Here is a 25,632-nt window from a genome sequence, read left to right on the forward strand (position 1 = left end):
GCACAGGGGGGGACCCCGATGGTCGCCCAAGGTGAAAGCGCAACACCTCCCCCGATCTATCGGCCCGAGGTGTTGCGCCCACCTTTGGCTTTCATCTTGGCAAAAATATCCCCGCCGGAGGCTTCCGTAGGTTGTGCAAAAGCGCGGCTGGACGTCCCAAAATGACCGCCCTCATGATCCAAGGCGCGGGTTCGAACGTCGGCAAGTCGCTGCTGGTCGCAGGCCTGTGCCGTGCGGCAAAGTTGCGCGGGCTTTCGGTCGCACCCTTCAAGCCGCAGAATATGTCGAACAACGCGGCAGTGACGGCGGACGGCGGTGAGATTGGCCGCGCACAAGCCTTGCAGGCTCTGGCTTGCGGGCTGGAGCCGCACACCGACATGAACCCGGTGTTGCTGAAGCCCGAGTCCGAGACGGGAAGCCAAGTTGTGGTGCAGGGCAAGCGCATCGCAACAGTGAAAGCGCGGGATTATGCGGCGCTGAAGCCTTCGTTGATGATGCCGGTGTTGGACAGCTTCAACCGGTTGAAGGCGCAATATGATCTGGTGATCGTGGAAGGTGCGGGCAGCCCGGCGGAGGTTAATCTGCGCCACGGCGATATCGCCAATATGGGCTTTGCGCGGGCGGCGGATTGCCCAGTAATCCTGACCGGAGATATAGATCGCGGCGGGGTGATCGCGCAGATTATCGGCACGCAGGCGGTGCTGGATCCTGCGGACAATGCGATGATCGCAGGCTTCCTGATCAACAAGTTTCGCGGCGATCCACGGTTGTTTGACGACGGCTACAACCTGATCGAAAGCCGCACCGGCTGGCGCGGCTTTGGCGTGGTGCCGTTCTTCACGGATGCGGCGAAACTGCCTGCCGAGGATGCTTTAGACCTGCCTAAGGGCGGCGGGGTGGGTGGCTATAAGATCGCAGCACTGGCACTGTCGCGAATTGCGAACTTTGATGATCTCGACCCGCTGGCACAGGAACCCGGCGTCAATTTGCAGATGGTGCGGGCAGGCGAAGCGATTGCCGGCGATACGGATCTGGTGATCATTCCGGGCTCTAAATCCACACGCGGCGATCTGGCTTATCTGCGCGCGCAGGGTTGGGATGTGGATTTGGCCGCGCATCTGCGGCGGGGCGGTCGCGTCTTGGGGATTTGTGGCGGCTATCAGATGCTGGGCCAGATCGTGCGCGATCCTGAGGGCATTGAGGGTGTGGCCGGCGAGACCATCGGTCTTGCAGCTTTGGCGGTGGAAACCGTGATGACGCCGGACAAGCGGCTGACGCGGACCGAGGCCGTTCACGCGGCCACAGGGCTGCCGATGCAGGGCTATGAGATTCACATTGGTCGTACAGAAGGCCCGGATCGCGCCCGCCCGTTCGCCTATGTGGATGGACAGCCCGAGGGGGCAGTTTCAGCGGATGGCCGCGTGATGGGCAGTTATCTGCACGGCATGTTCGCCAATGATGCGTTTCGCGCAGGATTCCTCCGCCAGATCGGTGCGCAGGCCTCAAGGTTAACCTACGCGGCGGGGGTGGATGCGGTGCTGGACGCGCTGGCTGCGCATCTAGAAACCCATGTCGATGTCGATGCCTTGCTGGCCTTGGCGCGCTAGCGACGCGGCCATTCGGTCTGGGTGTTTTCTTGCCAGCCCGTGCGGTGCAGCAGCGGGGTATCATCCATAAATTCGGGGTGACCGAGGCAAAGATAAGCGGCAAACTCCCAATCTTCGGGCACGCCCAGCAACTCCTCGATGTCATGCGGTTCCAAAATTGAAACCATGCCGAGGCCCAAATTCTCGGCCCGTGCCGCCAGCCACAACGTATGGATCGCCATCGCCGTCGATTGGCGCAGGGTTTCGGGCAGGGTTTGGCGGCCAAGACCATGCCCGGCCTCGGGGTGCATCACATTGAACACCGCCAGTTGCACCGGGGCCATCTCGAGCCCCGCCAGCTTTAGCGCCAGATATTCCGCATGCTTTTCGCCAGTGTAAAGCTTGGCGGCCTCAGCGTTGCAGCGGCTGAAATTGGCGCGCACGGCAGCGCGCAGGGCGAGATCATCGACGCGTATCACCCGCCACGGCCGCGCATTGCCGACCGAGGGCGCACAATCCATCGTAGCGCGCAGCCGCTCCAGCACCGCCTCATCCACCGGATCGGGGCGGAAATGCCGCACGTCACGACGCCATTGCAGGATGCGCAACAGGGTGGCGGATTCGTCTGCGGTGAACTGCATCAGGCCTCCAACGCGCGAGTCAGCCGCGCCCATTCGGCGGATGAGCCGGGAAGGCCGATCCGCAGCCATCGGTTCGAATAGGGAAAGATACGGCTCCAAATTTGCTGTTTTGCCAGCCGGATTTGTGCGGTTTCTGCATCCGGCGTCTCATAGCTGCGGAACAATTCGCAACCGCCGATCAGTTGCCAGCCTGCCGCCAATGCCAAAGCATCGGCCTGTACAACTTCAGACCGCAAGCGCTGCACCGTCGCCTCGGCCCAAGCCTTGTCTGCCAAGGCCGTAGCCCCGATCCGCAGCGCCGCACCGTTCACAGGCCACGGCCCGGACATTTCATGCAGCGCCGCAATATCCTCAGCGCAGCCAATCACGAAGCCCAACCGCACCCCAGCGAGCCCGTAGAACTTGCCGAAAGAGCGCAGCACCAGCAGACCCGACTGCCCGGCTTGCGGCAGCAACGACAGCTCTGGCTGTGCATCGGCGAAGCTTTCATCCACCACCAACCGCCCGACCTGCCCCGCCAAAGCCAGCAGGTCGGCGGGCGCGTAGGAACGGCCATCGGGGTTGTTGGGGTTCACCACCACCGCGAGGTCAGCCCCCGCCAACTGGCTGAACTGACTGACCTGTTCAACCCTCCAGCCAGCGGCGCGCAAAGCGGCGGCATGTTCGTTATAGGTCGGCCCCAGCACGCGGGCCTTTCCCGGTTTCGCCAGCCGCGGGATCATCTGAATCGCGGCTTGCGCGCCTGCCACCGCCAGCATCGGGGCGGTGCAGCGGTAGGTTTTGGCGGCCACGTCCAGCAGGGCTTGCTTGGCGGTTTGCGTGGGCAGCATCGTCCAATCTTCAGGCTGCAAAACCGGGATCGGATAGGCCACGCGGTTGATGCCGGTGGACAGATCAATCCAATCGGTGCCGCCAAAGCAGGCGATGGCCCCGTCAATATTTCCCCCGTGATCGCGCATCTGCCCCCTCAGACCAGCGCTAAACCGAGCAGCGCTGCGCCCAGCACAAACATCGCCCGGACATAAAGCGCAAGGCCTCGTTGCAGATCGGCAGGGGTTGGGTCGGCGGCACCCGCATTGACCCAAGGCTCGTCAGCGATACGGTCGGCATAAACCCGCGGCCCCGACAGCCGCACAGCAAGACCTGCAGCCATCGCGGCTTCAGGCCAGCCCGCGTTGGGCGAGCGGTGCAGGCCAGCATCACGCCACATCACTTTCGCGGCTTGGCGCGGGGCGGTGGAGACCAACGCAAATACCGCCCCCGTCAGCCGCGCTGGGATCAGATTGACCAGATCGTCGATCCGCGCCGAGGCCCAACCAAACGCCTCAAACCGGGGCGTGCGGTGGCCGATCATCGAATCGAGCGTATTGATCGCCTTATAGGCAGCAATCCCCGGCAAACCGAATATGGCTCCCCAAAACAGCGGCGCAACGATGCCGTCCGAGGTGTTTTCCGCCAGACTTTCCATCGCCGCCCGCGCCACGCCCGCCTCGTCCAGCACCGCAGCGTTGCGCCCGACGATCATCGACACCGCAACGCGCGCCTGCACAAGATCGTTGTTTTGCAACGGCGAAACCACAGCCGCAACATGGGCATACATCGCGCGCAAAGCCAGCAGAGGCCATGCCAGAACACCGCCAATCAGAATACCCAGCCAACCCGCGGGCAAAGCGCATTGCAACGCCCACGCCGCACCGCAAGTGCCGCCAATCACCACCAACGCTGCCACCACCCCCGCCATCCGGCGCGATAGATCAGGCGCAGCATCGTGGTTCAGCGAAAGGTCCAGCCAGCGGATCAGTCCGCCGATCCACGTCACCGGATGGCCGATCACCGCGTAAAGCCGTGCAGGCCAGCCGATTGCGCTGTCCAACACCATCGCCACAAGCATCATCGCGGCAAAACTCATCTGCCCCCTCCGGCTCGAAACTGGAGGATACCGCGCAAGCCCGCAGCCTGCAAAGCGACGCTGGCGTGCTGCGGAACCTCACCGGGCGCGAAGATCAGCCCCCGCGCCGCCCCAGTATGAGCGATGACATAGCCCAAGGCCCCAAGGTCGGCTGCAAGCGACGCGATAGGATCACTTTGCGCCCCGCGATGTGCCAAGGTGCGGCTTGCCGACAGGCTGGCCAGAGCTGCGATGCGTGGTAGATCGCGGGCAGCGCAGCCGTCCTGCCATTGCGGGATCAGATCCGCAATATCGGGAAAATCCATGTCCCGGGGGTCGGTGCGGCGCGGCGGGCCGAAAAACCCGCCGATGACCTCCATTTCGGGCGGCATCGGCAGCGTGGCAAGAATTTCCCCATGACGTGATGCCCAAAGTGTCTGCGACGGCAGCGGCAGCATCAATGGGTCCGACGCCCCTTCCACCGCAATACAGGCCCGCGCCAGAGCCATCGGCTCCCCCTGCCAACCCGCCAAACCCGCAAGTGCCACCAAGGCAGCCGTCGAGACACCTGCGCCACCGCCGGGGGGCATCTCCGCCGCGAAACCGAGCCTGCCAGAGATTGAAAGACCTAACAAACTCAGCAGTTTGACAGCCCGTTCTTCGGGGATGATCGCAGCGCTGGCCTCGGTGATCGCAAACCCCTGCCCAGCTGCAAGGCTTGCCGTCACCCCCAGCACCGGGCACGGCAAGGTCACCAGCGCCACCGGGCCATCGCGCCCGATCCGCCCTTGCAACAACTCGCCAAAATGCCCCGCGACGCGGAGGGTATCCTGCCTCATCGCCGCATCCGATTGACGCCCGCCACCGAAAACACCCCGCCCGGAAGCGCCACAAGCGTGGTCAGCGACAGTGGCGCGATTTGAAACGCCAACCCTAATTCAGGCACTCCTAAAGCCAGCCCCAAAGCCGCGCGGATCACTCCGGCATGGGCGACGATCACCACGCGACCGCCCAGCGACCCGGCCTCAAGCAAGGCAGGCGTCACCCGCTCATAGAGATCCAGAAAACTCTCGCCCTGAGGTGGGCGATGCGCGGCCAGTACCGCCCCCGACAGCCCCCCCAAATCCGGCAAATCGGTAAAAGGAACCCCTTCCCAAGCGCCAAAATCCTGCTCCCACAACCGCGCATCCTGTTCCGGCGCAAGGTCAGGCCATAGCGCCGCCGCTGTCTGCGCACAGCGCAAGGCCGGACTGATCCGCCAATGATCCACCGCCCCCATCGCGCCGCGCAAAGCCGCAAAGGCCAAGGCATCGCTGCAATCGGCCGCCACATCACGCCGCCCAGCCATCCGCCCTTCGGTCAGCGCGGGTGCGTGGCGGATCAGCATGATCTCGGTCTGGCAATCTGTCGCGGTCTGTGTCGGGGCATCAGCAGGCACGGTCGCATTTCTCCTTTCGCGCTGGCCCCGTTTCTGCTTTGACATCAGCCAAGGGGCAAGGGCCGATATGCACAAAACCATCCTGATCACCGGCGGCGCGCGCTCTGGCAAAAGCCGGATCGCGGAGATTCGCGTTTTGCAGATGGCCCAAGCCGAACGTCGCCCCGCGCATTACATCGCCACTGCGCAGGCTTGGGATGACGAGATGCGCGCGCGTATCGCCGAACATCAGGCACGGCGCGGACCCGAGTGGATCACCCATGCCGAACCTTTGGATTTGCTCGCAGCCCTCACCGCGACCAATGGCAAAGGCCCGCGCTTGGTCGATTGTCTGACGCTCTGGCTGACCAACCTAATGCTGGGCAACCACGATTGGCGCGCGGCGGGTCAGGTTTTGCTGGCCGCCCTGCCCGCCCAGTCCAGCCCGGTGGTGTTTGTCACCAATGAAGTCGGCATGGGCATCGTGCCCGAAAACGCCCTTGCCCGCGCGTTCCGCGATGCAGCAGGCACCCTGAACCAATGGATCGCAGCCGAGGCGGATGAGGTGATCCTCGCCGTCTCGGGCCTGCCAATGAAGGTGAAATGATGAAACTGACCTCTCTCGCCGCCGTCGCCGATCTGGCCGCAACCCTGCCGCAAGCCGATACAAAAGCCGCCGACGCCGCGCTTGCGCGGCAAAACTGCCTGACCAAACCGCCGGGATCTTTGGGGCGATTGGAGGAATTGGCCGTGTTTATGGCCGGCTGGCGTGGCACCGCCCGTCCGCAGATCGCCCGCGCCCAAGCCCTGGTTTTCGCCGGAAACCACGGCATCTGCGCCCAAGGCGTCAACCCCTATCCGCAGGCGGTGACCGCACAGATGGTCGGCAACTTTCAGGCAGGCGGTGCCGCGATCAACCAACTCTGCCGCGCCAATGGGGCGGAGCTGTCGGTAATCGCACTTGAACTTGACCGCCCCACCGCCGATTTCACCCAAGGCCCCGCGATGACCGAGGCCGAGACTTTGACCGCGATGCAGACCGGCGCCGATGCGGTGGATGTGACGGCGGATGTGCTGATCCTGGGCGAAATGGGCATCGGCAATTCAACCGTTGCCGCCGCCATGGCCTCAGCGCTGTTTGGCGGTGAGGTCGCCGGATGGGTCGGGACTGGCACCGGATCAGACAGCGACGGCATCAAGCGCAAGATCGCCGCGATTGAAACAGGGCTTGCGCGCCACAACGGCCTGTCCGCGATGGGCGTTCTGGCGGCCTTGGGCGGGCGCGAGCAGGCCGCGATTTGCGGTGCCGTTCTGGCCGCCCGCGCCGCGCGCATCCCGGTCATTCTAGATGGCTTTATCTGCACGGCGGCGGCCTCGGCGCTTTATGCCGCCGATCCTGCCCTGCTGGATCACTGCCTTGTCGGCCACCAAAGCGCCGAGCCGGGGCATCGCAAGCTGCTGGCCGCACTTAACAAACGCGCGGTTCTGGAGTTCGACATGCGCTTGGGCGAAGGCTCGGGCGCGGCTTTGGCTTTGGGCATCCTGCGCAGCGCACTCGCCTGCCATAACGGCATGGCCACCTTCGGCGAGGCCGGAGTTTCTGAAGCATGACAGGCTTGCGCGCCCGCGCGGCAGAGGTGCAGTTGGCCGTGATGCTGCTGACCCGCCTGCCTGCGGGGCAGATGGCCGAAGCCCCCGCCATCGGCGCTGCGGTCTGGGCGTTTCCGCTGGCGGGGGGGCTGGTGGGGGGGATTGCGGCGGCGGTTTTGGCCGGGGCTTTGGCGCTTGGCATAGCGTCCGCCTTGGCGGCGGGGCTGGCTTTGGCCGCAAGTGTGATCGCGACGGGTGGGTTGCATGAAGACGGCCTTGCCGACTGCGCCGACGGCTTTGGCGGCGGCCGCGACCGCGACCGCAAGCTGGAAATCATGCGCGACAGCCGCATCGGCAGCTATGGCGGTCTGGCGTTGATCCTGTCACTGGGCCTGCGCTGGCAGGCTTTGGCGATTTTGGCCGCGCATCAGCCTGCGTTCGCGCCCTTCGCTGTGATCGCGCTTGCGATATCCAGCCGTGCCGGGTTGGGGTTTGCCCTGCTGTGGCTGCCCGCCGCGCGCAGCGATGGCATGGGGAAATCAGCGGCTGCCACCAGCTTTGCGCGTGCGATGGTCGGGCTGGCGCTGGCAGGCCTTGGCTTGGCGGTTTTGCTGCCATGGCCCTCTGCGCTCTGTGTCTTGGCCGCAATGGCCGCAGCGCAACTGATCTTCGCCCGTATCGCCCTGCGCCAGATCGGCGGGCAAAGCGGGGATGTTTTGGGGGCGATGCAGCAGTTGGCCGAGATCGCAGGCTGGTTGGTTCTGGCGCGCTGATTTGGCGGAGTGACCGGGGGCTAGCCCCCGGATCCCCAGGATATTTTCACGCAGAGGATGACCAAATTTTATTAAAGTTTTGGTCGCTTTTGCAGCAAGGGCATCACGTCAGCCATCTCTGGACCTGCATCCAAGCCCGTGACAGCCCGGCGCAGCGGGCGGAACAGGGTTTTGCCCTTGCGCCCCGTCGCCTCTTTCACCGCATTGGTCCACTCGCCCCAAGTTGCGGTAGTCCACGGCCCTTCGGGCAGCATATCAAAGGCTTGCGCCACGAATTCGCGGTCTTCGTCATCAACGAGCGGAGTTGCTCCATCGCGGAACAGCACCCACCAGCCCTCCAGATCAGCCAGCACGATGATGTTGGCCTTGGCGACGTTCCAGAACAACTCGGCCTTGTCGGCGGGCACGCCCAGTGCCGCGATCTTCTCAGACACATTCGCCAACGGCAGCGATTGCACATGCGCGCGGGTCAGCGGGAACAGGTCTTCGGCGTCAAACTTCGTCGGGGCAGCACCAAAGCTGCCGATATCAAAGCCGTCGATCAGGTCTTGCATCGAGGACGCCAATTCCACCGGCTTCGATGACCCCAGCCGCGCCATCAGCGACAGCAGTGCCATCGGCTCCACCCCCCGCGCCCGCAGGTCGCGCAGGCTCAACGTGCCCAGACGCTTGGACAATTCCTCCCCCTTCGGCCCGGTCAACAGCGAGTGGTGCGAGAAATTCGGCGGCGTGCCGCCCATCGCCTGCATGATCTGAATCTGCGTCGCGGTGTTGGTGACATGATCCGCCCCGCGCACGATCGAGGTCACGCCCATATCAATGTCATCGACCGACGAGGCAAAGGTATACAAAATCTGCCCATCCGCCCGGATCAGCACCGGGTCAGACACCGAGGCCGCATCAATCGAGATCGGCCCGAGGATGCCGTCATTCCACTCAATCCGCTGTTGATCCAGCAGGAAACGCCAATAGCCCGCGCGGCCTTCATCGCGCGCTTTGGCCTTCTCATCTTCCGTCATCCGCAGCGACGCGCGGTCATAGACCGGCGGCTTGTGCATGTTCAGTTGTTTCTTGCGCTTCAAATCCAGCTCAACCGGCGACTCGAAGCACTCATAGAACCGACCCGCGCCGCGCAACTGGTCCGCCGCCTCGCGGTAGCGATCAAACCGCAGAGATTGCTGTTCCACCCGGTCCCAATGCAGACCCAGCCATTCCAGATCGAACAGCAGCCCGTCAATGTATTCTTGTTTCGAGCGTTCCTGATCGGTGTCATCCAACCGCAGAATGAACGTGCCACCAGCCTTGCGGGTGATCAGATAGTTCATCAGCGCCGTGCGCAAATTGCCGACATGGATATAGCCGGTGGGCGATGGGGCAAAGCGGGTAATCGTGGGACGATCGGTCATGTCGGCTCTCCTGCAACCGCCCTTCCCTGTCATATGGCCCGCCGTTTGTCCAGTTATCGCCTTGCAGCTTTCCGCGCGGCGGCTAGGCTGCGGCCATGACCACGCCCCATGCCAGCCTGACCGCCCCAGATGCCGATCAAATCGAGGCCCTCGCCCGCGCGGCCATCGCCGAATTGCCGCTGCCCTATCGCGAGGCTGCCCAGCAAGTCGCGCTGCGGATCGAGGATTTTGCCAGCGATGAGATGCTCGCCGAACTCGGCTGCGAAAGCCCGTTCGAGTTGACGGGCCTGTACGATGGCACCCCGCTGACCGAGAAATCCGTGTCCGATCAACCGCTTCAGCCCGATATGATCTGGCTGTTCCGCTGCCCGATCTTGGATGAATGGGTCGAACGCGGCAATGTCACCCTGCAAAAACTGGTCGCCCATGTCTTGGTGCATGAACTCGCGCATCACTTCGGCTGGAGCGACGAAGAAATCGGCGCGATTGATCCGTGGTGGGAATAAGACAATACACACCACGGCACGCTTGCCGCTTGGACAGCGCGCGAAAATCTTTCTATCATGTCAGTTCTATCCTGCCCGTGCAGTGTGATGATTTTAATCTGAAATTGGGGAGTTGATCCATGTTTGCCAAAACCGTCGCCGCCGTTGTTCTCGGCACAGCGCTTGCAATGCCTGCCGGTGCCGGGCCGGTGCTTGATAAAGCCACTGAAATTGAGGCTTTGATGGCCGCCGATAATGCCAGTGGGGCTATAGATGCAGCGAACGCCCTGCTTGCGACGGTCTGGGACAGCAGCAAGGACATCGGCATTCATCAGACCGTTCTGGTGACGCAACCCGCTGCGGGATATGGCATCTACAACCCGCGCCCGGATGAAAAGTTCAAAGGCGGCGAGCCGATTCTGATCTATGCTGAGCCGTTTGGTTTTGGCTATGGCTCGGGCGGTGATGGGCTTTACACCATTGGTTTTATTGTCGACTTGAAGGTGATGACCGAGGCGGGCGAAGTGCTGGGGGAACTGCCGTCGGTCGCTAATCTCGATCTGACCTCGCGCTACCAGAACCGTGAGTTTCAGGCCAATCTGACCTATACATTGTCGGGTATCGCCCCCGGTCGCTATGTGCTGGAAACCACCTTGCGCGATAAGAATTCTGAAAAGGTAGGCACTTTTCAGAATACCATTGAGATCGTCGAATAAGGCCACGGTCCCATGGTCTCCCAGCAAACGCCTATCCTGACCCTCACCCTGAACCCCGCGCTGGATATGGCGACGGGAGTGGCGGAATTGGTGCCGGGTCAGAAGTTGCGCTGCTCGGAACCGCTGCTCGATCCCGGCGGCGGTGGCCTGAACGTCAGCCGCGCGATTGCGGCTTTGGGCGGCGAAAGTCTGGCACTGGTGGCGTTGGGCGGGCTGACCGGCGATCGTCTGGCCGGGCTGATCCGGCAAGAATCCGTGCCGTTTCTGGCGCTGACCGCCCCCGGTGAAACCCGGCAAAGCCTGACCGTGACTGAGGCCAAAACCGGGCGGCAGTACCGCTTCATGCTGCCGGGGCCGATCTGGTCAGAGATCGATCAGGACCGCGTGTTCATGCTGTTGCGGGCCTCGGCCCGACCCGGTGCGATTGGGGTGATTTCGGGCAGCCAGCCGCCGGGGGTTCCAGTGGATTTTCCTGAACGATTGGCCAGCTCGATGCCCGGTTTGAACGTGGTGCTGGATACCTCGGGCGCGCCGCTGCGCCAAGCGGTCAGCCATCCGATCCCCGGATTGTTTGTGCTGCGGATGGATGGCGAGGAAGCCGAAAGCATCGCGGGGCACACGCTGGAAACGCGCGTGCAAAGTGCTGATTTTGCCTCTGATCTGGTCAAGCGCGGCGTCGCACAGCGGGTGATCGTGGCACGCGGCGCGGATGGCTCGGTGATGGCCGAAGCCGGGCGGCGCGTGTTTGCGAAAGCCGCGAAAGTGCAGGTGGTCAGCACGGTCGGCGCGGGCGACAGCTTTGTGGCGGGCTTCGTGCTCAGCCTTGCGCGCGGGATGGATTCAGCTCAGGCATTGGCCTATGGCGCGGCCGCAGCCAGTGCGGCGGTGACGACGGATGCCACGCAGCTCTGCCACTTGCCCGATGTTGAACGCCTGTTGCCGCAGTGTGAAATCAGCGCGGTTTAGCCCCGCGGGGCCCATAAAATCAGCGCCGCTCCGGCCAAAGCCAAGGCCGCACCGCCAAAATCGGCCCAGTCGGGCTTGCTGCCCTCAACCAACCAAAGCCACAAAAGCGACGCCGCGATATAAACCCCGCCATAGGCCGCATAACTGCGCCCGGCGTGGCTCGGCGGCGTCAAAGCCAGCACATATGCAAAGCCCGCCAAAGCAATAGCACCGGGAACCAGCCACAATACCGATGCCCCCCGCCACCAGCTCCAGACCGCAAAGCAGCCCGCGATTTCGAGGAAGGCAGCGAGGATATAGAGCGGCATCAGGCGTTGTCGCGCCAGCGGTTCGCAATCGGATAGCGGCGGTCGCCTGCAAAGGCGCGGCGGGTCAGCCTTGTGCCGGGGGCGGATTGGTAGCGTTTGTATTCGCTGATATACAGCAAATGTTCGACCTTCTTCACCGTGGCGCGATCAAACCCCTTGGCAACCAGATCAGCGACCGAAAGCTCTTGCTCCACCAGCCCATCCAAAATCGCATCCAGCACCGGATAGGGCGGCAGGCTGTCCTCATCCTTCTGATCGGGGCGCAACTCGGCACTCGGCGGCTTATCAATGACGCGCGGCGGGATCACCACGCCTGCGGGAGCCAGCATCCAAGGACGATGGTTGTCATTGCGCCAGCGGCAGGTGTCAAAAACCCGAGTTTTATACAGGTCTTTCAGCGGGTTATAGCCACCGTTCATATCGCCATAAATCGTGCAATAGCCCACCGCCATCTCGGATTTATTGCCCGTGGTCAGCAGCATCTCACCAAACTTGTTCGACATCGCCATCAGCAACAATCCGCGCAGGCGGGACTGCACGTTTTCTTCGGTCACGTCTTCAGCGGTGCCCTCGAACAGATGTTCCAGCGCGCGCGAAACAGACTCCTGCGCGCCAGAGATCGACACCGTGTCCAACTGACAGCCCAAAGCCCGCGCCACCTGCGCCGCGTCGTCCAGCGAATGCGCCGAGGTATAGCGCGACGGCAGCATCACACAGCGCACGTTTTCCGGCCCAATCGCATCGGCGGCAACGGCTGCCACAATGGCGCTATCAATCCCGCCCGACAAACCCAGCAAAACCTTCTTAAACCCGGTCTTGCCAAGATAATCCTTTAGAGACATCACCATGGCCCGGTAGTCAGCCTCGTAGGAGATCGGCATCTTCTCCATGATCCCCGGCAAAGCCCGCCAGCCATCATCGGTTTCGACAAAATCCACATGCGTCACGCAAGCATCGAACTGCGGCAGTTGCGCCACCAATGCCCCGCCGGGGTTCAGCACAAACGAGGCCCCGTCAAACACCTGATCATCCTGCCCGCCGATCATGTTCAGATAGACCAGCGGTAACCCGGTCTCGATCACTCGCGCCACCATCAGATTGGTCCGCACAGAAGGTTTGCCGCGATGATAAGGTGAGCCATTCGGCACCAGCAAGATCTGTGCCCCCGTCTCGGCCAAAGTCTCACACACATCCGAATGCCACGCATCTTCACAAATCGGCGAGCCGATACGCAGCGGCCCCACCCGATACGGCCCCTGCGGCGGGGCCGAAGCGAACACCCGCTTTTCATCAAATACATCGCTGTTCGGCAACTCATGCTTCAACACCGTGGCCGCAATCTTGCCGCCCTCAAGGACGTAATAGGCGTTGTAAAGTAGACCATCCTTCACGCATGGCCCGCCAATCCCCAGCGCCGGGCCAGCGACAATCCGCTCGGCCAAAGCCTCCACCGCTTGTATCGCAGCCAAATGAAACGCCGGTTTCATCACCAGATCTTGTGTCTGATAGCCGGTGATGAACATCTCGGTCAGCGCCACCATCTGCGCCCCCGCCGCGCGTCCCTGCACCCACGCGTCATAGGCTAGTGCCGCATTGGCCTCGATCGCGCCCAAACTGGGGTTCAACTGGGCGAGGGTCAGGCGGAACGTCGCGGCCATATCATGCTCCGGGCTAGGGTTTTCCCGGTTCTATCAGGTTCAGAGCCGAGGGGAAGGCCAAGCGGGCGACTTGTCAGCAGGGCGCGGGCTCGGCTAGGGTGCGCCGCGACAACAGGGATAATGGTGATGCGCAACACAGGCTTGGCGGCGGCGATGGTGGTGGCTCTGGCTGGGGTGGCACTGGCACAGGACGCAGGCGAGATCATCAGCAAGCAATATGACGATGGCTCGGTCTACGAGGGCACCTTCGTCAATGGGTTGCAAGATGGCACCGGCACCTACCGCTTGCCGAACGGCTATGAATACTCAGGCGAATGGGTCGGTGGCGAAATCCGCGGCATGGGCGTGGCGCATTACCCAAACGGCTCAGTCTACGAGGGTCACTTCGCTGCCGGCAAGCCAGAGGGCAAAGGCAAGATCACCTTCGCCGATGGCGGCACCTATGACGGCGACTGGCGCGGTGGCAAAATGACCGGGCAAGGCCGCGCATCTTATGCCAATGGCTCGGTCTATGTCGGCGCGCTCACCGAGGGCAAACATGACGGTCAAGGCAAGCTGACCGATGCCAATGGCTACAGCTATGCGGGCAACTGGCAGATGGGCGAAAAGCAGGGCGAGGGCGTGATCCGCTATCCTGATGGCACCACCTACACAGGCACCTTGGTCAAAGGCGCGCGCGAAGGCACCGGCACGCTGACCATGCCGAACAAATTAACCTATGTCGGTGCGTGGAAAGATGGTCAGATCAACGGTCTGGGCAAGCTGATCCAACCGAATGGCGATGTCTACGAGGGCGATTTCGTCGAGGGCCTGCGGGTCGGCAAGGGGACTGAGACCTATGCCAATGGCGATATCTACAAGGGCAGCTTCAAGGCTGACAAGCGCGACGGCAAGGGCACATTCACCGCCAAGGATGGCAGCAGCTATCAGGGCGATTGGGTGGCGGGCCAGATGCAGGGTCAAGGCCGCATGATCTATGCCGACCGTTCCACCTATGAGGGCGGCTTCAAAGCCGATCAGCCAGAGGGCGCGGGCAAGATCAGCTATGCCGATGGCTCCAGCTACGCGGGCCAATGGGCGAAAGGGGCGATCACCGGCCAAGGCACCGCCGTTTATGCCAATGGCGCGACCTACATCGGGGCGCTGGTCGGCGAAAAGCCTGAAGGCATCGGCAGCATGAGCTACCCCGATGGCTTCCGCTATGAAGGCGCGTGGAAAGCTGGCCTGCGTGAAGGCGTCGGCACCGCGACTTGGGCGGATGGCACGATCTACAAGGGCAATTTCAAAGCGGGCCTGCGCGATGGCAAGGGCGCTTTGACACAACCCGACGGCTTCAGCTACAGCGGCGATTGGCTGGCAGGCGCAATGCAGGGCAATGGCATCGCGATTTATCCAACGGGGGATCGCTACGAGGGTGGCTTCGTTGCAGGCAAGCGCGAGGGCGCGGGCAAACTGACCTATAAGGGCGGTGAAATCTCGGAAGGCATGTGGAAGGCCGGGGTGCTGGTCGGCCCGCTGCCCAATGCCCCGGCGCAGCCACAGCCACCCGAAGCGCCTGCGGCCCCAGCGGCTCCCGAACCACCCGCCGCCCCTGCAGACGCGTCCCCGCCCGCAGGCGAAACGGCCGCCCCGGCCAATCCCTAAGCGGCAGGCATCGGGCAAGCGCCCGCCGTCACCACGGCACTGCCTTGCCCGCATAATCATAAAACCCACCCGACTGGGCTGGGATCAGCCCACCCAGCACCGCAATCAACCGCGCGGCGGATAGATCAGCGGCGTCCTTCTGCCCCGGATACCCCGCCGTAAACGGTGTGGCCACAGTACCCGGATGCAAACACGCCAGCACCGCCAAAGGATGACTGCGCGCCAGTTCAATCGCCGCCGTATGCACCAGTTGGTTCAGCGCCGCCTTCGCCGCCCGGTAAGAATACCACCCCCCCAAAGCATTGTCGCCAATCGACCCCACGCGGGCCGACAACACCCCCACCCGCGCCACCCGGTCCTTCGGTAACAGGCGAAGCACATGCTTGATCAGCAGCGCTGGCCCCACCGCATTCACCGCGAACTGCTCCAGCATCGCCTGCGCCGACACAGTTTTCAGCGATTTCTCCGGCACCCCCAAGGCCCCCGAGGCGATCAACACCCAGTCAAACCTCCCCAACACCCCAGCCAACACCCGCGCAACCGAGGTTTCATCCGTTACGTCCAACCCATCGGCAGAGCGTGACAAAGCCACCACCTCGCCTTGCGCAGCCAAAGCCACCGCCAAAGCCGCCCCGATTCCGCCCGACGCCCCAATCACCAATGCCCGCATCGCGATCCTCCAACCCTGTGCTGCACGATCTCTGCTGCGCACCAACGGCGCAAAGATAGCCCGTGGCGGCCACTTCGCCATTGCGCATCGAATATTATCCCGATCCACACGATGGCAGATGCCGCAGAACCGGGCGCAACGACACGCCTTTGGTTGCCCCAGCCCGCCGCCGCCTACAAACCACTCAGCCACCTTTGCCGCCAAGTCCACCCGAGCGCATAGGTTAAGATTCTATGAACTTACCCCGGTTAACCCATTGTAATTATTACATCTATAACCCTGTCCACGCGCGGACAAACCCCGACACCTCCTCCGCCCCTCAATCCCGTCTCGCAGAGTTGCTCTTTTCAAAATACTCCCGCCGGAGGCTCCCCCCCTCTCAGCCGCGCACCGCCGCAAAACCCTCCCCCGGCAGCGCCACCGAGCGGGCCCTCGATAGGCCCCGAGGCGGCACCACTTTTTCCTCACACCCCCCCTTCCCTTCCAACAAATCCGCCGTATAGTTGCCGCCATGACACGGGAAACCCTCATCACCTCGACCCCCACCGCGCCCAGCGCGATCCTTTCCTGTGGTCTGCTGCTTCTTACCCGCTTCTGAGCGTGCCCTTGGGTGCGACCGCTCGGAAGTGATCAGCGCCCGAACAGCAGCAACACCCTTCAAGGAATAAACCCATGACCGACACGCCCGCGCAATCCCGCGCCGAAGCCGCTAAATCGCAACCCTCCCGCGCCGAGCAGGCGCAATCTCAGCCCAAAGTGATCATCTTCGACACCACCCTGCGCGACGGCGAGCAATCCCCCGGCGCCACCATGACCCATGATGAAAAGCTGGAGATCGCTAGCCTCTTGGATGAAATGGGCGTCGATGTGATCGAGGCTGGCTTTCCCATCGCCTCCGAAGGTGATTTTGCCGCCGTCACCGAAATCTCCAAACGCTCGAAAAACTCCACCATCTGTGGCCTCGCGCGGGCCAATTACAAAGACATTGACCGCTGCTGGGAGGCGGTGAAACACGCGCCCTCGCCGCGCATCCACACCTTCATCGGCACCTCCCCCCTGCACCGCGCCATCCCGAACCTGACCATGGATGAGATGGCCACCCGCATCCACGACACCGTCACCCACGCCCGCAACCTGTGCGACAACGTGCAATGGTCGGCAATGGATGCGACCCGGACCGAGCATGACTACCTGTGCCGCGTGGTCGAAATCGCCATCAAAGCCGGGGCCAGCACGATCAACATCCCCGATACCGTCGGCTACACCGCCCCGCGCGAATCCGCCGATCTGATCCGCATGTTGCTGGAACGCGTGCCGGGGGCGGACAGCGTAATTTTCGCCACCCATTGCCACAATGATCTGGGCATGGCGACGGCGAACTCTTTGGCTGCGGTTGAGGCGGGTGCGCGCCAGATCGAATGCACGATCAACGGTTTGGGCGAACGCGCGGGGAACACGGCCCTGGAAGAAGTCGTGATGGCGATGAAAGTGCGCAACGATATCATGCCGTACCGCACCGGTATCGATACCACCAAGATCATGAACCTGTCGCGCCGGGTTTCCAGCGTGTCGGGCTTTGCGGTGCAGTTCAACAAGGCCATCGTCGGCAAGAACGCCTTCCTGCATGAGTCCGGCATCCACCAAGATGGTGTGCTGAAGAACATTGAAACCTTTGAGATCATGCGCCCCGCCGACATCGGCCTGACCGCGCATAACATCTCGATGGGTAAACATTCGGGGCGGGCGGCACTGCGCTCCAAGTTGAAAGAGTTGGGCTATGAACTGGCCGACAACCAGCTGAACGATGTCTTCGTGCGGTTCAAGGCTTTGGCCGACAGCAAGAAAGAGGTCTACGACGAAGACCTGCTCGCCTTGGTTGCCGATGAAGCCACCAATGACGCGCACGATTCCATTCAAGTCAAACGCCTGCGCGTGGTCTGCGGCACCGAAGGCCCGCGTGAGGCGGAATTGACGCTGACCATCGACGGGGTGGATCATTCGATTGATGCCACAGGTGACGGTCCGGTCGATGCGGCGTTCAATGCGGTGAAAATGCTGTTCCCACATTCGGCGCGTTTGCAGCTCTATCAAGTGCAGGCCGTGACCGAAGGCACCGACGCGCAAGCCACGGTTTCGGTGCGGATGGAAGAAGACGGTCGCATCGTCACCGGAGCCTCGGCGGACACCGATACGGTGGTCGCATCTGTTAAAGCTTATGTGAACGCGCTGAATAAACTGGTGGTGCGACGGCAGAAATCGGCACCTGATAGTGACAAAAAGTCGGTAAACTACAAAGATCAGGGCTAGAGCAGCCCAGTCTTGCGGCCCTAAAGTGGGAAAACTGCAAGCTTGCTGTCCAAGGCGGAAAGGCGCGACTAAAAAAGCTCGGGCCTTTCCCTACCTCTGGCATGGTCTTATATGAAAGCGCCCGCCTCGGTCACAAGCTGAGTCGCGGGCGTTTGTTTTTCGCGGGCCTCAAGGATCACCTCAGCATGTCTATCCTCTCCAGCATCTTTTCGTCTGACATGGCGATCGACCTCGGCACCGCCAATACGCTGGTCTATATCCGCGGCAAGGGCATCGTGTTAAACGAGCCTTCGGTGGTTGCCTATCATACCAAAGACGGCAAAAAGCAGGTGCTGGCGGTGGGTGAGGATGCCAAGCTGATGCTGGGCCGCACGCCGGGGTCGATCGAGGCGATCCGCCCGATGCGCGACGGGGTGATCGCCGATTTTGAGGCGGCGGAAGAAATGATCAAGCATTTCATCCGCAAGGTGCACAAGCGCACGACCTTCTCGAAACCAAAGATCATCGTCTGCGTGCCGCATGGCGCGACCCCAGTGGAAAAACGCGCGATCCGCCAATCGGTTCTGTCGGCGGGCGCGCGGCGCGCCGGGTTGATTGCAGAGCCGATTGCAGCGGCAATTGGGGCGGGGATGCCGATCACCGATCCGACTGGCAATATGGTGGTGGATATCGGCGGCGGCACCACGGAAGTCGCGGTGTTGTCGTTGGGCGATATCGTTTATGCGCGCTCGGTGCGCGTCGGTGGTGACCGGATGGATGAGGCGATTATCTCTTACCTGCGCCGTCATCAGAACCTTCTGATCGGTGAATCCACCGCTGAGCGTATCAAGACCAGCATCGGCACCGCGCGGATGCCGGATGATGGGCGTGGGGCCAGCATGACCATTCGCGGGCGCGACCTGTTGAACGGTGTGCCGAAGGAAACCGAGATCAATCAGGCGCAAGTGGCCGAGGCTCTGTCGGAACCCGTGCAGCAGATTTGCGATGCGGTGATGCAGGCTTTGGAGACAACTCCACCGGATTTGGCAGCTGACATCGTCGACCGTGGCGTCATGCTGACGGGCGGCGGTGCGCTGTTGGGTGATCTGGACCTAAGCTTGCGTGAACAAACCGGGCTTTCGATCTCGGTCGCCAATGAGCCGCTGAACTGCGTGGCTTTGGGCACCGGCAAAGCGCTGGAATATGAGAAGCAACTGCGCCACGTTATCGACTACGATAGCTAAACCGGTGGTCCTCCGGTCTTTCAAGTGAAACGGGCCAGTCATGGCAAGAAACCGCATTGATCCAGAAGAATTCCACCGCCCGCTGCGCCGGGTTCTGGTGGGATTGCTGATTCTGTTGATGCTGGGGCTGTTCTTTTTGTGGCGCATCGACAGCCCAAGGGTGGAACGCTTCCGCGCGGCTTTGGTCGACCGCTTCGTGCCCAGCTTTCAATGGGCGGCGGCGCCGGTCACATGGACGGCGGGGGTGTTGGACAATTACCAATCTTACGCGCGGCTTTATGAGCAGAACCAGCAGTTGCGCGAGGAATTGCGCCAAATGAAGGCGTGGAAAGAGGCGGCGTTGCAGCTGGAGCAGAAGAATGCCCGGCTGCTCGATCTGAACCATGTCCGGCTGGATCCGATGCTGACCCATGTGACGGGGGTGGTTTTGGCCGATAGCGGATCACCCTTCCGCCAGTCGGTGTTGCTGAATGTCGGCGCGCGCGATGGCATTAAGGATGGCTGGGCGACGATGGATGGTATCGGGCTGGTGGGCCGGATTTCCGGGGTGGGTCAGCAGATCAGCCGGGTGATCTTGCTGACCGACAGCAACAGCCGGGTGCCGGTGACGGTGCAGCCCTCCGGGCAGAAGGCGCTGCTGTCGGGCGACAACTCTGACCTGCCGCCATTGGATTTTCTGGAAGACCCCGATGAGGTGCGGCCCGGCGACAGGGTGGTGACCTCGGGCGATGGCGGGATGTTTCCGGCGGGGTTGCTGGTGGGCTCGGTCGTGCTGGGCACCGACAAGCGGCTGCGGGTGGCTTTGTCGGCGGACTACCAGCGCCTCGAATTCCTGCGCGTGCTGCGCAGCCATGAGTTGACGCCGATCACCGATCCGGGTGCTTTGGTGACATCCCCCCCGGTGCAGGGGCCGCCAAAGCCGCCAACCACGCCAGAGCCCGCCTCCGAGACGGGAGCCAGCAATGGTTGACCCCGCCGCGCGTGAGGTTTGGCTGCACCGCGCTTTGTTCGTGGCCATCGCCCTGCTGCTGCTGTTCTGGCGGCTGCTGCCTTTGCCGATGGCGATGATGTCAGATTGCGCCGAGACTGCCGGGTGGTGCCGTTTCACCGTCTGGCTGAACCGCACGCCGGGCCCAGATTTGCTGCTCTGCATCATCTTTGCCTGGACGATGCGCCGCCCGGATTACCTGCCTGCCCTGCTGATCGCCGCCGTGGTGCTGTTGGAGGATATGCTGCTGGATCGCCCCCCCGGCCTCTGGACAGCACTGGTGCTTTTGGCTTCAGAGTTCGTGCGGGGTCGCGTTGCACTGACTCGTGAATTGAACTTTGGGGTTGAATGGCTATTGGTCTCGGGTCTGATGGTGGCAATGCTGCTGGTATATCGGACGTTCTTCGCGATGGTGCTGGTGCCGCAAACCGGCTTTGGATTTGCAATGATCCAGGTGGTTTGGTCGGTTCTGTGTTATCCTGTCGTGGTGTTCTTGTCGCGCTATGTGCTGGACCTGCACAAGCCTGCGATGGGCGAAATTGATGCTTATGGGAGACGGATGTGAGACGGGCGCCGCGCGATACTGAAGCCACCTCACGCTCGGTGACGCGGCGGGCGTTGTTCATGGGCGGTTGCATGGCGGCGATGGTCGCGGCATTGGGCGCGCGGATGCGGTTTATCGGGGTCGAGCAGGCCGATGAGTTTCGCCTGCTGGCCGAAGAAAACCGTGTCAGCATCCGGCTGATCCCCCCGGCGCGAGGCTTGATTCAAGACCGAAACGGCAAGCTGATCGCTGGGAATGAGCAGAATTACCGCGTGGTGATCACCCGCGAAAACGCCGGCAAAACCGATGCCGAAGTGGAAGAGGTGCTCAACCGCCTCAGCCACATTATCCCGATGACCGCCGCGGATCTTGCCGACGCGATGAAAGAGCTGAACCCAAGGGTGAACTCTGCCTTCGTGCCGATCACCGTGGCCGAGCGTTTGGACTGGGACGATTTCAGCAAAGTCGCCATCAACGCCCCCGCCCTGCCCGGCGTAACACCCGAGTCTGGACTGAGCCGACTTTATCCACGCGATTTTGATTTCGCGCATATCGTGGGGTATGTCGGCCCCGTTTCGGAAAAAGACTTGGAAGAACTGCGCACAAAGCAGCAAGAAACCGGCGAGTCCATCGACCCACTGCTGATGATCCCAAAGTTTCAGATCGGCAAGATCGGGGTCGAGAAATGGATGGAAGACACGCTGCGCGGGACGGCAGGCACCAAGCGCATTGAGGTCAACCATGTTGGCAGGGTGATGCGCGAATTGGACCGCGCCGAAGGTCTGAAAGGCAAAGACCTGCGGCTGACGATTGACGCCGATGTGCAGAATTTCGTCCAAGCCCGCTTAGGCGAGGAAAGTGCCGCCTGCGTGGTGATGGATGTCAACAACGGCGACATCATCGCGGCGGTATCCTCACCCTCGTTTGATCCGAACCTGTTCGTGCGCGGGATTTCCAGCGCCGATTACGCCGCTTTGACCGAGCATGACCACCGCCCGCTGGCGAATAAGGTGGTGCAGGGGGCCTATCCACCGGGGTCAACCTTCAAGATGGTGACGGCACTGTCCGCTCTGGAAGCGGGCGTGATTGATGAGAATACCGCGGTCCATTGCCCCGGCTATATCGAAATGGGCGGCATCCGATTCAACTGCTGGAAGCGCGGCGGGCATGGCTCGGTCAATCTGAAACGCGGCTTGTCAGAAAGCTGCGATGTGTTTTTTTATGATGTTGGTCAAAGAGTTGGCATCGACAAGATGGCCGAAACCGGGCGCAGTCTCGGACTTGGTATCCGCCACGACCTGCCAATGTCGGCAATCTCGGAAGGCAAGATGCCGAACAAGGCGTGGAAGCAGGAACGCTACGGTCAGGCTTGGGTGATCGGCGACACCATCAACGCCTCGATCGGTCAGGGCTATGTGCTGGCCACGCCACTCCAATTGGCGGTGATGGCGTCGCGGATCGCTAGCGGCAAACAAGTAGCCCCCCGCATCATCCATTCGGTGAACGACATTGAAGTGCCCATCGCCGAGGGTGAGGGGCTGGGTGTCGATGGCTCGAAACTGCGCGCGGTGCAGATGGGGATGTATGAGGTGGTGAACGGCCCGCATGGCACTGGGCGTGGCTCGCGGATTGCCGATGACACCATGCAGATGTGCGGCAAATCTGGCACAGCACAGGTGCGTAACTTTTCCGATGCCGAAAAGCGCAGCGGGGCTACGAAGAACGAAGCCTTGCCGTGGCGCTTGCGCGACCATGCGCTGTTTGTCGGCTTTGCCCCCGCCAATGCGCCGCGCTATGCGGTGTCGGTGGTGGTGGAACACGGCGGCGGCGGCTCCGCCGTGGCCGGGCCGATCGCGCGCGATGCGTTGTTGCGGGCGCTGACCGGGGGCATCCCGCCGCTCACCGCCTACCCCGCTGATCAGCGCGGCACGATTGAGAGCCGGATGAACGACTTGCGCCTGCGTCTGCCCGATGGCAGCCAGCCTGCGGCCTCAAAGGTGTGAATGGGCGATGAGTTTTCTGGAATATCGCCTCAAACTAGCGCCCAGTGGCATCGCCAAGGTGTTTTACATCAACTGGGCGCTGATTTTGGTGTTGACCGCCATCGCCGCTATCGGCTGGCTGATGCTGTATTCTATCGCGGGCGGCGATATGGACACTTGGGCTTTGCCGCAAATCAAGCGTTTTGGCATGGGTCTGGGGCTGCTGTTCTTCGTGGCCTTCATCCCGATCTGGTTCTGGCGCAGCATGTCGGGAGTATCTTACCTTGTGGCGATGCTGCTTTTGCTGGTTGTGCATTTCTTCGGCACCGTCGGCATGGGCGCGCAGCGCTGGATTGATCTGGGCTTCATGCGCTTGCAACCTTCGGAATTGATGAAGGTGACGCTGGTGATGATCTTAGCGGCCTATTACGATTGGCTGGATGACAAGAAAGTCTCGCGCCCGCTGTGGGTGGTGATCCCGGTGGCGCTTATTCTGCTGCCAACCTATTTCGTGTTGAAGCAACCCAACCTTGGCACCTCGATGATGCTGGTCTTGGGCGGGGCCGGGGTGATGTTCGCGGCAGGTGTATCGCTGTGGTATTTCGGCGCGGTGGCGGCTTTGGGCGGCGGAGGCCTTGCGGCAGTGATCATGTCGGAAGGCACGCCGTGGCAGGTGCTGCATGATTACCAATACAAACGCATCCATACGTTTCTGGACCCTTCGGCAGACCCTTTGGGCACCGGCTACAACATCATCCAAGCCAAGATTGCTTTGGGATCGGGCGGTTGGGCGGGCAAAGGATTCATGCAAGGCACGCAGAGCCGATTGAATTTCCTGCCGGAAAAGCACACCGACTTCATATTCACCACCTTGGGCGAGGAATTCGGCTTCATCGGCGCGATTTCTTTGCTGGCGCTCTACACGCTGGTCTTGGTGTTTTGTATCATCGCGGCGATCCAGAACAAGGATCGTTTCAGCCAGTTGTTGATCATCGGCGTGGCGATGAACTTCTTTCTCTACCTCGCGGTCAATCTTGCAATGGTGATGGGGATGGCTCCGGTGGTGGGCGTGCCACTGCCGCTGCTGTCGTATGGCGGCTCGGCGACTTTGGTGATTTTACTGGCCTTTGGGCTGGTGCAAAGTGCCATCGTGCATCGACCGAGGTAATCCTATGAAACGTCACATCCGCTTTGTGCTCGCCTTTGTGATCGGCGCAGTCGTTGCCCTGCTGGTGCAACTGACGCCACTGCCGTTTGAGCTGCGCGTGCTGGCGGCGGCCAATGCGTTTTTCGTCAGCTATCTGGGGCTGATGCTGCAATTCGCGGCCACCACATCCTCGGACGAATTGCGCATCCATGCCGAGCAGAATGATGCCGGCGTGGTCGCAATCCTGGTGTTGGCGCTGGCCGCAGGGGCGATCAGTCTCACCTCAATTATTCTGGTGCTCAGCGCGCCGAGTGACAGCACACCCGCGCGGCTGATGGCTTTGGGCTCGGTCCCGCTGGGCTGGGCTGCCGTGCATGTGCTGGCGGGGTTTCACTATGCCTATCTGTTCTATCAGCCCTGCAAGGCCAAAACGCCCGCCGGGCTTGAGTTTCCCGGCACCGATAAGCCAGACCCTTGGGATTTCCTGTATTTCTCTTTCGTTATCGGCATGACCGCGCAGGTCAGTGATGTCACCACCTCCTCAGCGCAGATGCGCAAAGTCGTGCTGCTGCATTCGGTCGGCTCTTTCTTTTACAACACCATCATTCTGGCGCTCGCGGTGAATGCCGCTGTGAGCAGTGCCGGTTGAAGTTACAGGAGCCTGGAATGAGCCTCACCGTGTTTTTCTCTGCCCCCGCCGTGTGGGAGGAATATCGCGACCTGCTGCCGCAGTTGCTGGCGGCTGCCGGGATCGACGCCCAAGTGGTGACCGAAGCCCCTGACCCTGCCACTGTAGATTACATCATCTATGCGCCTTCCGCGCCATTGCAGGATTTCACGCCTTATGTCGGCTGCAAGGCGGTGCTAAGCCTCTGGGCCGGGGTTGAACGCATCGTTGGCAACACAACGCTGACCCAACCGTTGTGCCGGATGGTCGATAACGGGCTGACCGAGGGCATGGTGGAATGGGTGGTCGGTCACACGCTGCGCCATCATCTCGGCATGGACCGCCATATCATCAATCCGGGCCATATCTGGGACGCGACCTGCCCACCCTTGGCACGCGAGAGGAAGGTGGCGATGCTCGGCATGGGCGCGCTCGGCACCGCCTGCGCGGAGGCTTTGGCGGCGTTAAATTTCAACGTGGTGGGCTGGAGCCGGACCGAGAAAGTGACCGCAGGCATTCAGGGCCTTCATAGTGAGGCCGGACTGGAAGCAGCCTTACGCGGCGCGGATATCGTGGTCACATTGCTGCCGAAAACCCCCGAAACCGAGAATATCCTGAACGCGGAACGCCTGTCGTGGCTCAAGCCCGGCGCGTTTATCCTGAACCCCGGACGCGGGCCGCTGATCGACGATGCAGCCCTACTGGCGGCACTGGACTCGGGTCAGATCGGCCATGCCACGCTGGATGTGTTTCGCATCGAGCCTTTGCCTGCAGATCATCCGTTCTGGAGCCATCCCCGCGTCACCGTCACCCCGCATATCGCCGCCGACACCCGCGCCACCGGAGCGGCGAAAGTGCTGGTGGAAAACATCTGTCGCTGTGAGGCAGGCCAACCGTTGCTGCATCTGGTGGACCGCATCCGCGGCTACTGAGGTACCGGAATTCGCGCGAATTCCGTGCACGATTTCCGCGCGGAAATCGGTTCCGCCTGCGGTTTCGGCAGGATCAGTGCGGTAAAGGTCGCGA

25 protein-coding genes are annotated in these 25,632 nt (G+C 62.1%); 16 read left to right on the forward strand and 9 right to left on the reverse strand.

Translation table 11 applies throughout. The annotated features are described in order from the left end of the window. The first annotated feature begins 161 nt into the window (after positions 1 to 161). Entirely contained in the window at positions 162 to 1,607 is a 1,446-nt protein-coding gene (locus AKV04_RS15140; protein ID WP_054007264.1) for a cobyric acid synthase, read from the forward strand. Here the strand turns inward: AKV04_RS15140 and bluB are convergent. Genes bluB through AKV04_RS15165 form a run of 5 tightly spaced genes read right to left on the reverse strand, consistent with a single transcriptional unit; the run spans position 1,604 to position 5,553 of the window. After that, positions 1,604 to 2,227, reverse strand: a complete 624-nt coding sequence (gene bluB, locus AKV04_RS15145) for a 5,6-dimethylbenzimidazole synthase (protein WP_054007356.1) — start codon at positions 2,225 to 2,227, stop codon at positions 1,604 to 1,606. The genes AKV04_RS15140 and bluB overlap by 4 nt on opposite strands. After that, complete coding sequence (cobD, locus tag AKV04_RS15150) at positions 2,227 to 3,186, reverse strand: threonine-phosphate decarboxylase CobD (RefSeq protein WP_054007265.1); 960 nt, start codon at positions 3,184 to 3,186, stop codon at positions 2,227 to 2,229. Before cobD ends, bluB begins: the two co-directional genes overlap by 1 nt. Positions 3,187 to 3,194: 8 nt before the next feature. Continuing rightward, positions 3,195 to 4,136, reverse strand: coding sequence for an adenosylcobinamide-phosphate synthase CbiB (gene cbiB / locus AKV04_RS15155; RefSeq protein WP_054007266.1), 942 nt, complete (start codon positions 4,134 to 4,136; stop codon positions 3,195 to 3,197). Further along, positions 4,133 to 4,954, reverse strand: coding sequence for a hypothetical protein (locus AKV04_RS15160; protein WP_054007267.1), 822 nt, complete (start codon positions 4,952 to 4,954; stop codon positions 4,133 to 4,135). Before AKV04_RS15160 ends, cbiB begins: the two co-directional genes overlap by 4 nt. Next, positions 4,951 to 5,553, reverse strand: a complete 603-nt coding sequence (locus AKV04_RS15165) for a histidine phosphatase family protein (protein ID WP_235815653.1) — start codon at positions 5,551 to 5,553, stop codon at positions 4,951 to 4,953. Before AKV04_RS15165 ends, AKV04_RS15160 begins: the two co-directional genes overlap by 4 nt. A gap of 67 nt (positions 5,554 to 5,620) precedes the next feature. Here AKV04_RS15165 and cobU point away from each other — a divergent pair, with 67 nt between their 5' ends. From cobU to cobS, 3 genes are read left to right on the forward strand one after another with little or no spacing between them, the layout of a single operon-like run. Next, positions 5,621 to 6,139, forward strand: coding sequence for a bifunctional adenosylcobinamide kinase/adenosylcobinamide-phosphate guanylyltransferase (gene cobU / locus AKV04_RS15170; RefSeq protein ID WP_054007357.1), 519 nt, complete (start codon positions 5,621 to 5,623; stop codon positions 6,137 to 6,139). Next, positions 6,136 to 7,143, forward strand: a complete 1,008-nt coding sequence (cobT, locus tag AKV04_RS15175; RefSeq protein ID WP_054007269.1) for a nicotinate-nucleotide--dimethylbenzimidazole phosphoribosyltransferase — start codon at positions 6,136 to 6,138, stop codon at positions 7,141 to 7,143. The genes cobU and cobT overlap by 4 nt, the downstream gene beginning before the upstream one ends. Further along, positions 7,140 to 7,895 carry an adenosylcobinamide-GDP ribazoletransferase gene (cobS, locus tag AKV04_RS15180; RefSeq protein WP_054007270.1) on the forward strand — a complete coding sequence of 252 codons (756 nt, stop codon included), beginning with the start codon at positions 7,140 to 7,142 and terminating at the stop codon, positions 7,893 to 7,895. Before cobT ends, cobS begins: the two co-directional genes overlap by 4 nt. Positions 7,896 to 7,966: 71 nt before the next feature. On the opposite strand, the gene gltX is transcribed toward cobS, so the two are convergent. Beyond that, complete coding sequence (gene gltX, locus AKV04_RS15185; protein WP_054007271.1) at positions 7,967 to 9,301, reverse strand: glutamate--tRNA ligase; 1,335 nt, start codon at positions 9,299 to 9,301, stop codon at positions 7,967 to 7,969. Between the two features lie 95 nt (positions 9,302 to 9,396). On the opposite strand from gltX, the gene AKV04_RS15190 reads away from it, so the two are divergent. The 3 genes from AKV04_RS15190 (at position 9,397) to AKV04_RS15200 (ending at position 11,468) form a co-directional block, all read left to right on the forward strand. Further along, positions 9,397 to 9,807, forward strand: coding sequence for a metallopeptidase family protein (locus tag AKV04_RS15190; RefSeq protein ID WP_054007272.1), 411 nt, complete (start codon positions 9,397 to 9,399; stop codon positions 9,805 to 9,807). Positions 9,808 to 9,926: 119 nt separating this feature from the next. Continuing rightward, on the forward strand, positions 9,927 to 10,502 hold the full coding sequence (locus tag AKV04_RS15195) for a hypothetical protein (RefSeq protein WP_054007273.1): 576 nt from the start codon (positions 9,927 to 9,929) through the stop codon (positions 10,500 to 10,502). Positions 10,503 to 10,514: 12 nt separating this feature from the next. Next, on the forward strand, positions 10,515 to 11,468 hold the full coding sequence (locus AKV04_RS15200) for a 1-phosphofructokinase family hexose kinase (RefSeq protein ID WP_054007274.1): 954 nt from the start codon (positions 10,515 to 10,517) through the stop codon (positions 11,466 to 11,468). Here AKV04_RS15200 and AKV04_RS15205 read toward each other — a convergent pair. Together AKV04_RS15205 and AKV04_RS15210 are read right to left on the reverse strand one after the other, a co-directional pair. Further along, on the reverse strand, positions 11,465 to 11,776 hold the full coding sequence (locus tag AKV04_RS15205; protein ID WP_054007275.1) for a YnfA family protein: 312 nt from the start codon (positions 11,774 to 11,776) through the stop codon (positions 11,465 to 11,467). The genes AKV04_RS15200 and AKV04_RS15205 overlap by 4 nt on opposite strands. After that, on the reverse strand, positions 11,776 to 13,434 hold the full coding sequence (locus AKV04_RS15210; RefSeq protein ID WP_054007276.1) for an NAD+ synthase: 1,659 nt from the start codon (positions 13,432 to 13,434) through the stop codon (positions 11,776 to 11,778). The genes AKV04_RS15205 and AKV04_RS15210 overlap by 1 nt, the downstream gene beginning before the upstream one ends. A 126-nt stretch (positions 13,435 to 13,560) precedes the next feature. Between AKV04_RS15210 and AKV04_RS15215 the strand changes: the two genes are divergently transcribed. Further along, complete coding sequence (locus AKV04_RS15215; protein WP_082351667.1) at positions 13,561 to 15,078, forward strand: MORN repeat-containing protein; 1,518 nt, start codon at positions 13,561 to 13,563, stop codon at positions 15,076 to 15,078. Between the two features lie 28 nt (positions 15,079 to 15,106). Here the strand turns inward: AKV04_RS15215 and AKV04_RS15220 are convergent, their stop codons facing one another. Beyond that, a complete protein-coding gene (locus tag AKV04_RS15220; protein WP_054007358.1) occupies positions 15,107 to 15,748 on the reverse strand; it encodes an SDR family NAD(P)-dependent oxidoreductase in 642 nt (213 codons plus the stop codon). Positions 15,749 to 16,420: 672 nt separating this feature from the next. Between AKV04_RS15220 and AKV04_RS15225 the strand changes: the two genes are divergently transcribed. From AKV04_RS15225 to AKV04_RS15260, 8 genes are all read left to right on the forward strand, one after another. Next, the gene (locus AKV04_RS15225) at positions 16,421 to 18,055 is read left to right on the forward strand and encodes a 2-isopropylmalate synthase (RefSeq protein WP_082351661.1); all 1,635 of its coding nucleotides are present in this window, start codon (positions 16,421 to 16,423) and stop codon (positions 18,053 to 18,055) included. Between the two features lie 185 nt (positions 18,056 to 18,240). After that, positions 18,241 to 19,278, forward strand: a complete 1,038-nt coding sequence (locus AKV04_RS15230) for a rod shape-determining protein (protein WP_054007360.1) — start codon at positions 18,241 to 18,243, stop codon at positions 19,276 to 19,278. A gap of 40 nt (positions 19,279 to 19,318) precedes the next feature. Then, a complete protein-coding gene (gene mreC, locus AKV04_RS15235; RefSeq protein ID WP_054007278.1) occupies positions 19,319 to 20,248 on the forward strand; it encodes a rod shape-determining protein MreC in 930 nt (309 codons plus the stop codon). Continuing rightward, on the forward strand, positions 20,241 to 20,831 hold the full coding sequence (locus AKV04_RS15240; RefSeq protein WP_054007279.1) for a hypothetical protein: 591 nt from the start codon (positions 20,241 to 20,243) through the stop codon (positions 20,829 to 20,831). The genes mreC and AKV04_RS15240 overlap by 8 nt, the downstream gene beginning before the upstream one ends. Continuing rightward, on the forward strand, positions 20,828 to 22,813 hold the full coding sequence (mrdA, locus tag AKV04_RS15245) for a penicillin-binding protein 2 (protein WP_054007280.1): 1,986 nt from the start codon (positions 20,828 to 20,830) through the stop codon (positions 22,811 to 22,813). The genes AKV04_RS15240 and mrdA overlap by 4 nt, the downstream gene beginning before the upstream one ends. A gap of 7 nt (positions 22,814 to 22,820) precedes the next feature. Next, the gene (gene rodA, locus AKV04_RS15250) at positions 22,821 to 23,960 is read left to right on the forward strand and encodes a rod shape-determining protein RodA (protein ID WP_054007281.1); all 1,140 of its coding nucleotides are present in this window, start codon (positions 22,821 to 22,823) and stop codon (positions 23,958 to 23,960) included. A 4-nt stretch (positions 23,961 to 23,964) separates the two neighbouring features. Beyond that, a complete protein-coding gene (locus tag AKV04_RS15255; RefSeq protein ID WP_054007282.1) occupies positions 23,965 to 24,588 on the forward strand; it encodes a DUF1345 domain-containing protein in 624 nt (207 codons plus the stop codon). Between the two features lie 17 nt (positions 24,589 to 24,605). Then, positions 24,606 to 25,538: a 2-hydroxyacid dehydrogenase gene (locus AKV04_RS15260; RefSeq protein ID WP_054007283.1), complete on the forward strand. Its 933-nt coding sequence runs from the start codon at positions 24,606 to 24,608 to the stop codon at positions 25,536 to 25,538. The last annotated feature ends 94 nt before the right edge of the window (positions 25,539 to 25,632 follow it).

The organism is Cypionkella psychrotolerans, from assembly GCF_001294535.1.
GTDB classification, from domain to species: Bacteria; Pseudomonadota; Alphaproteobacteria; order Rhodobacterales; family Rhodobacteraceae; genus Cypionkella; species Cypionkella psychrotolerans.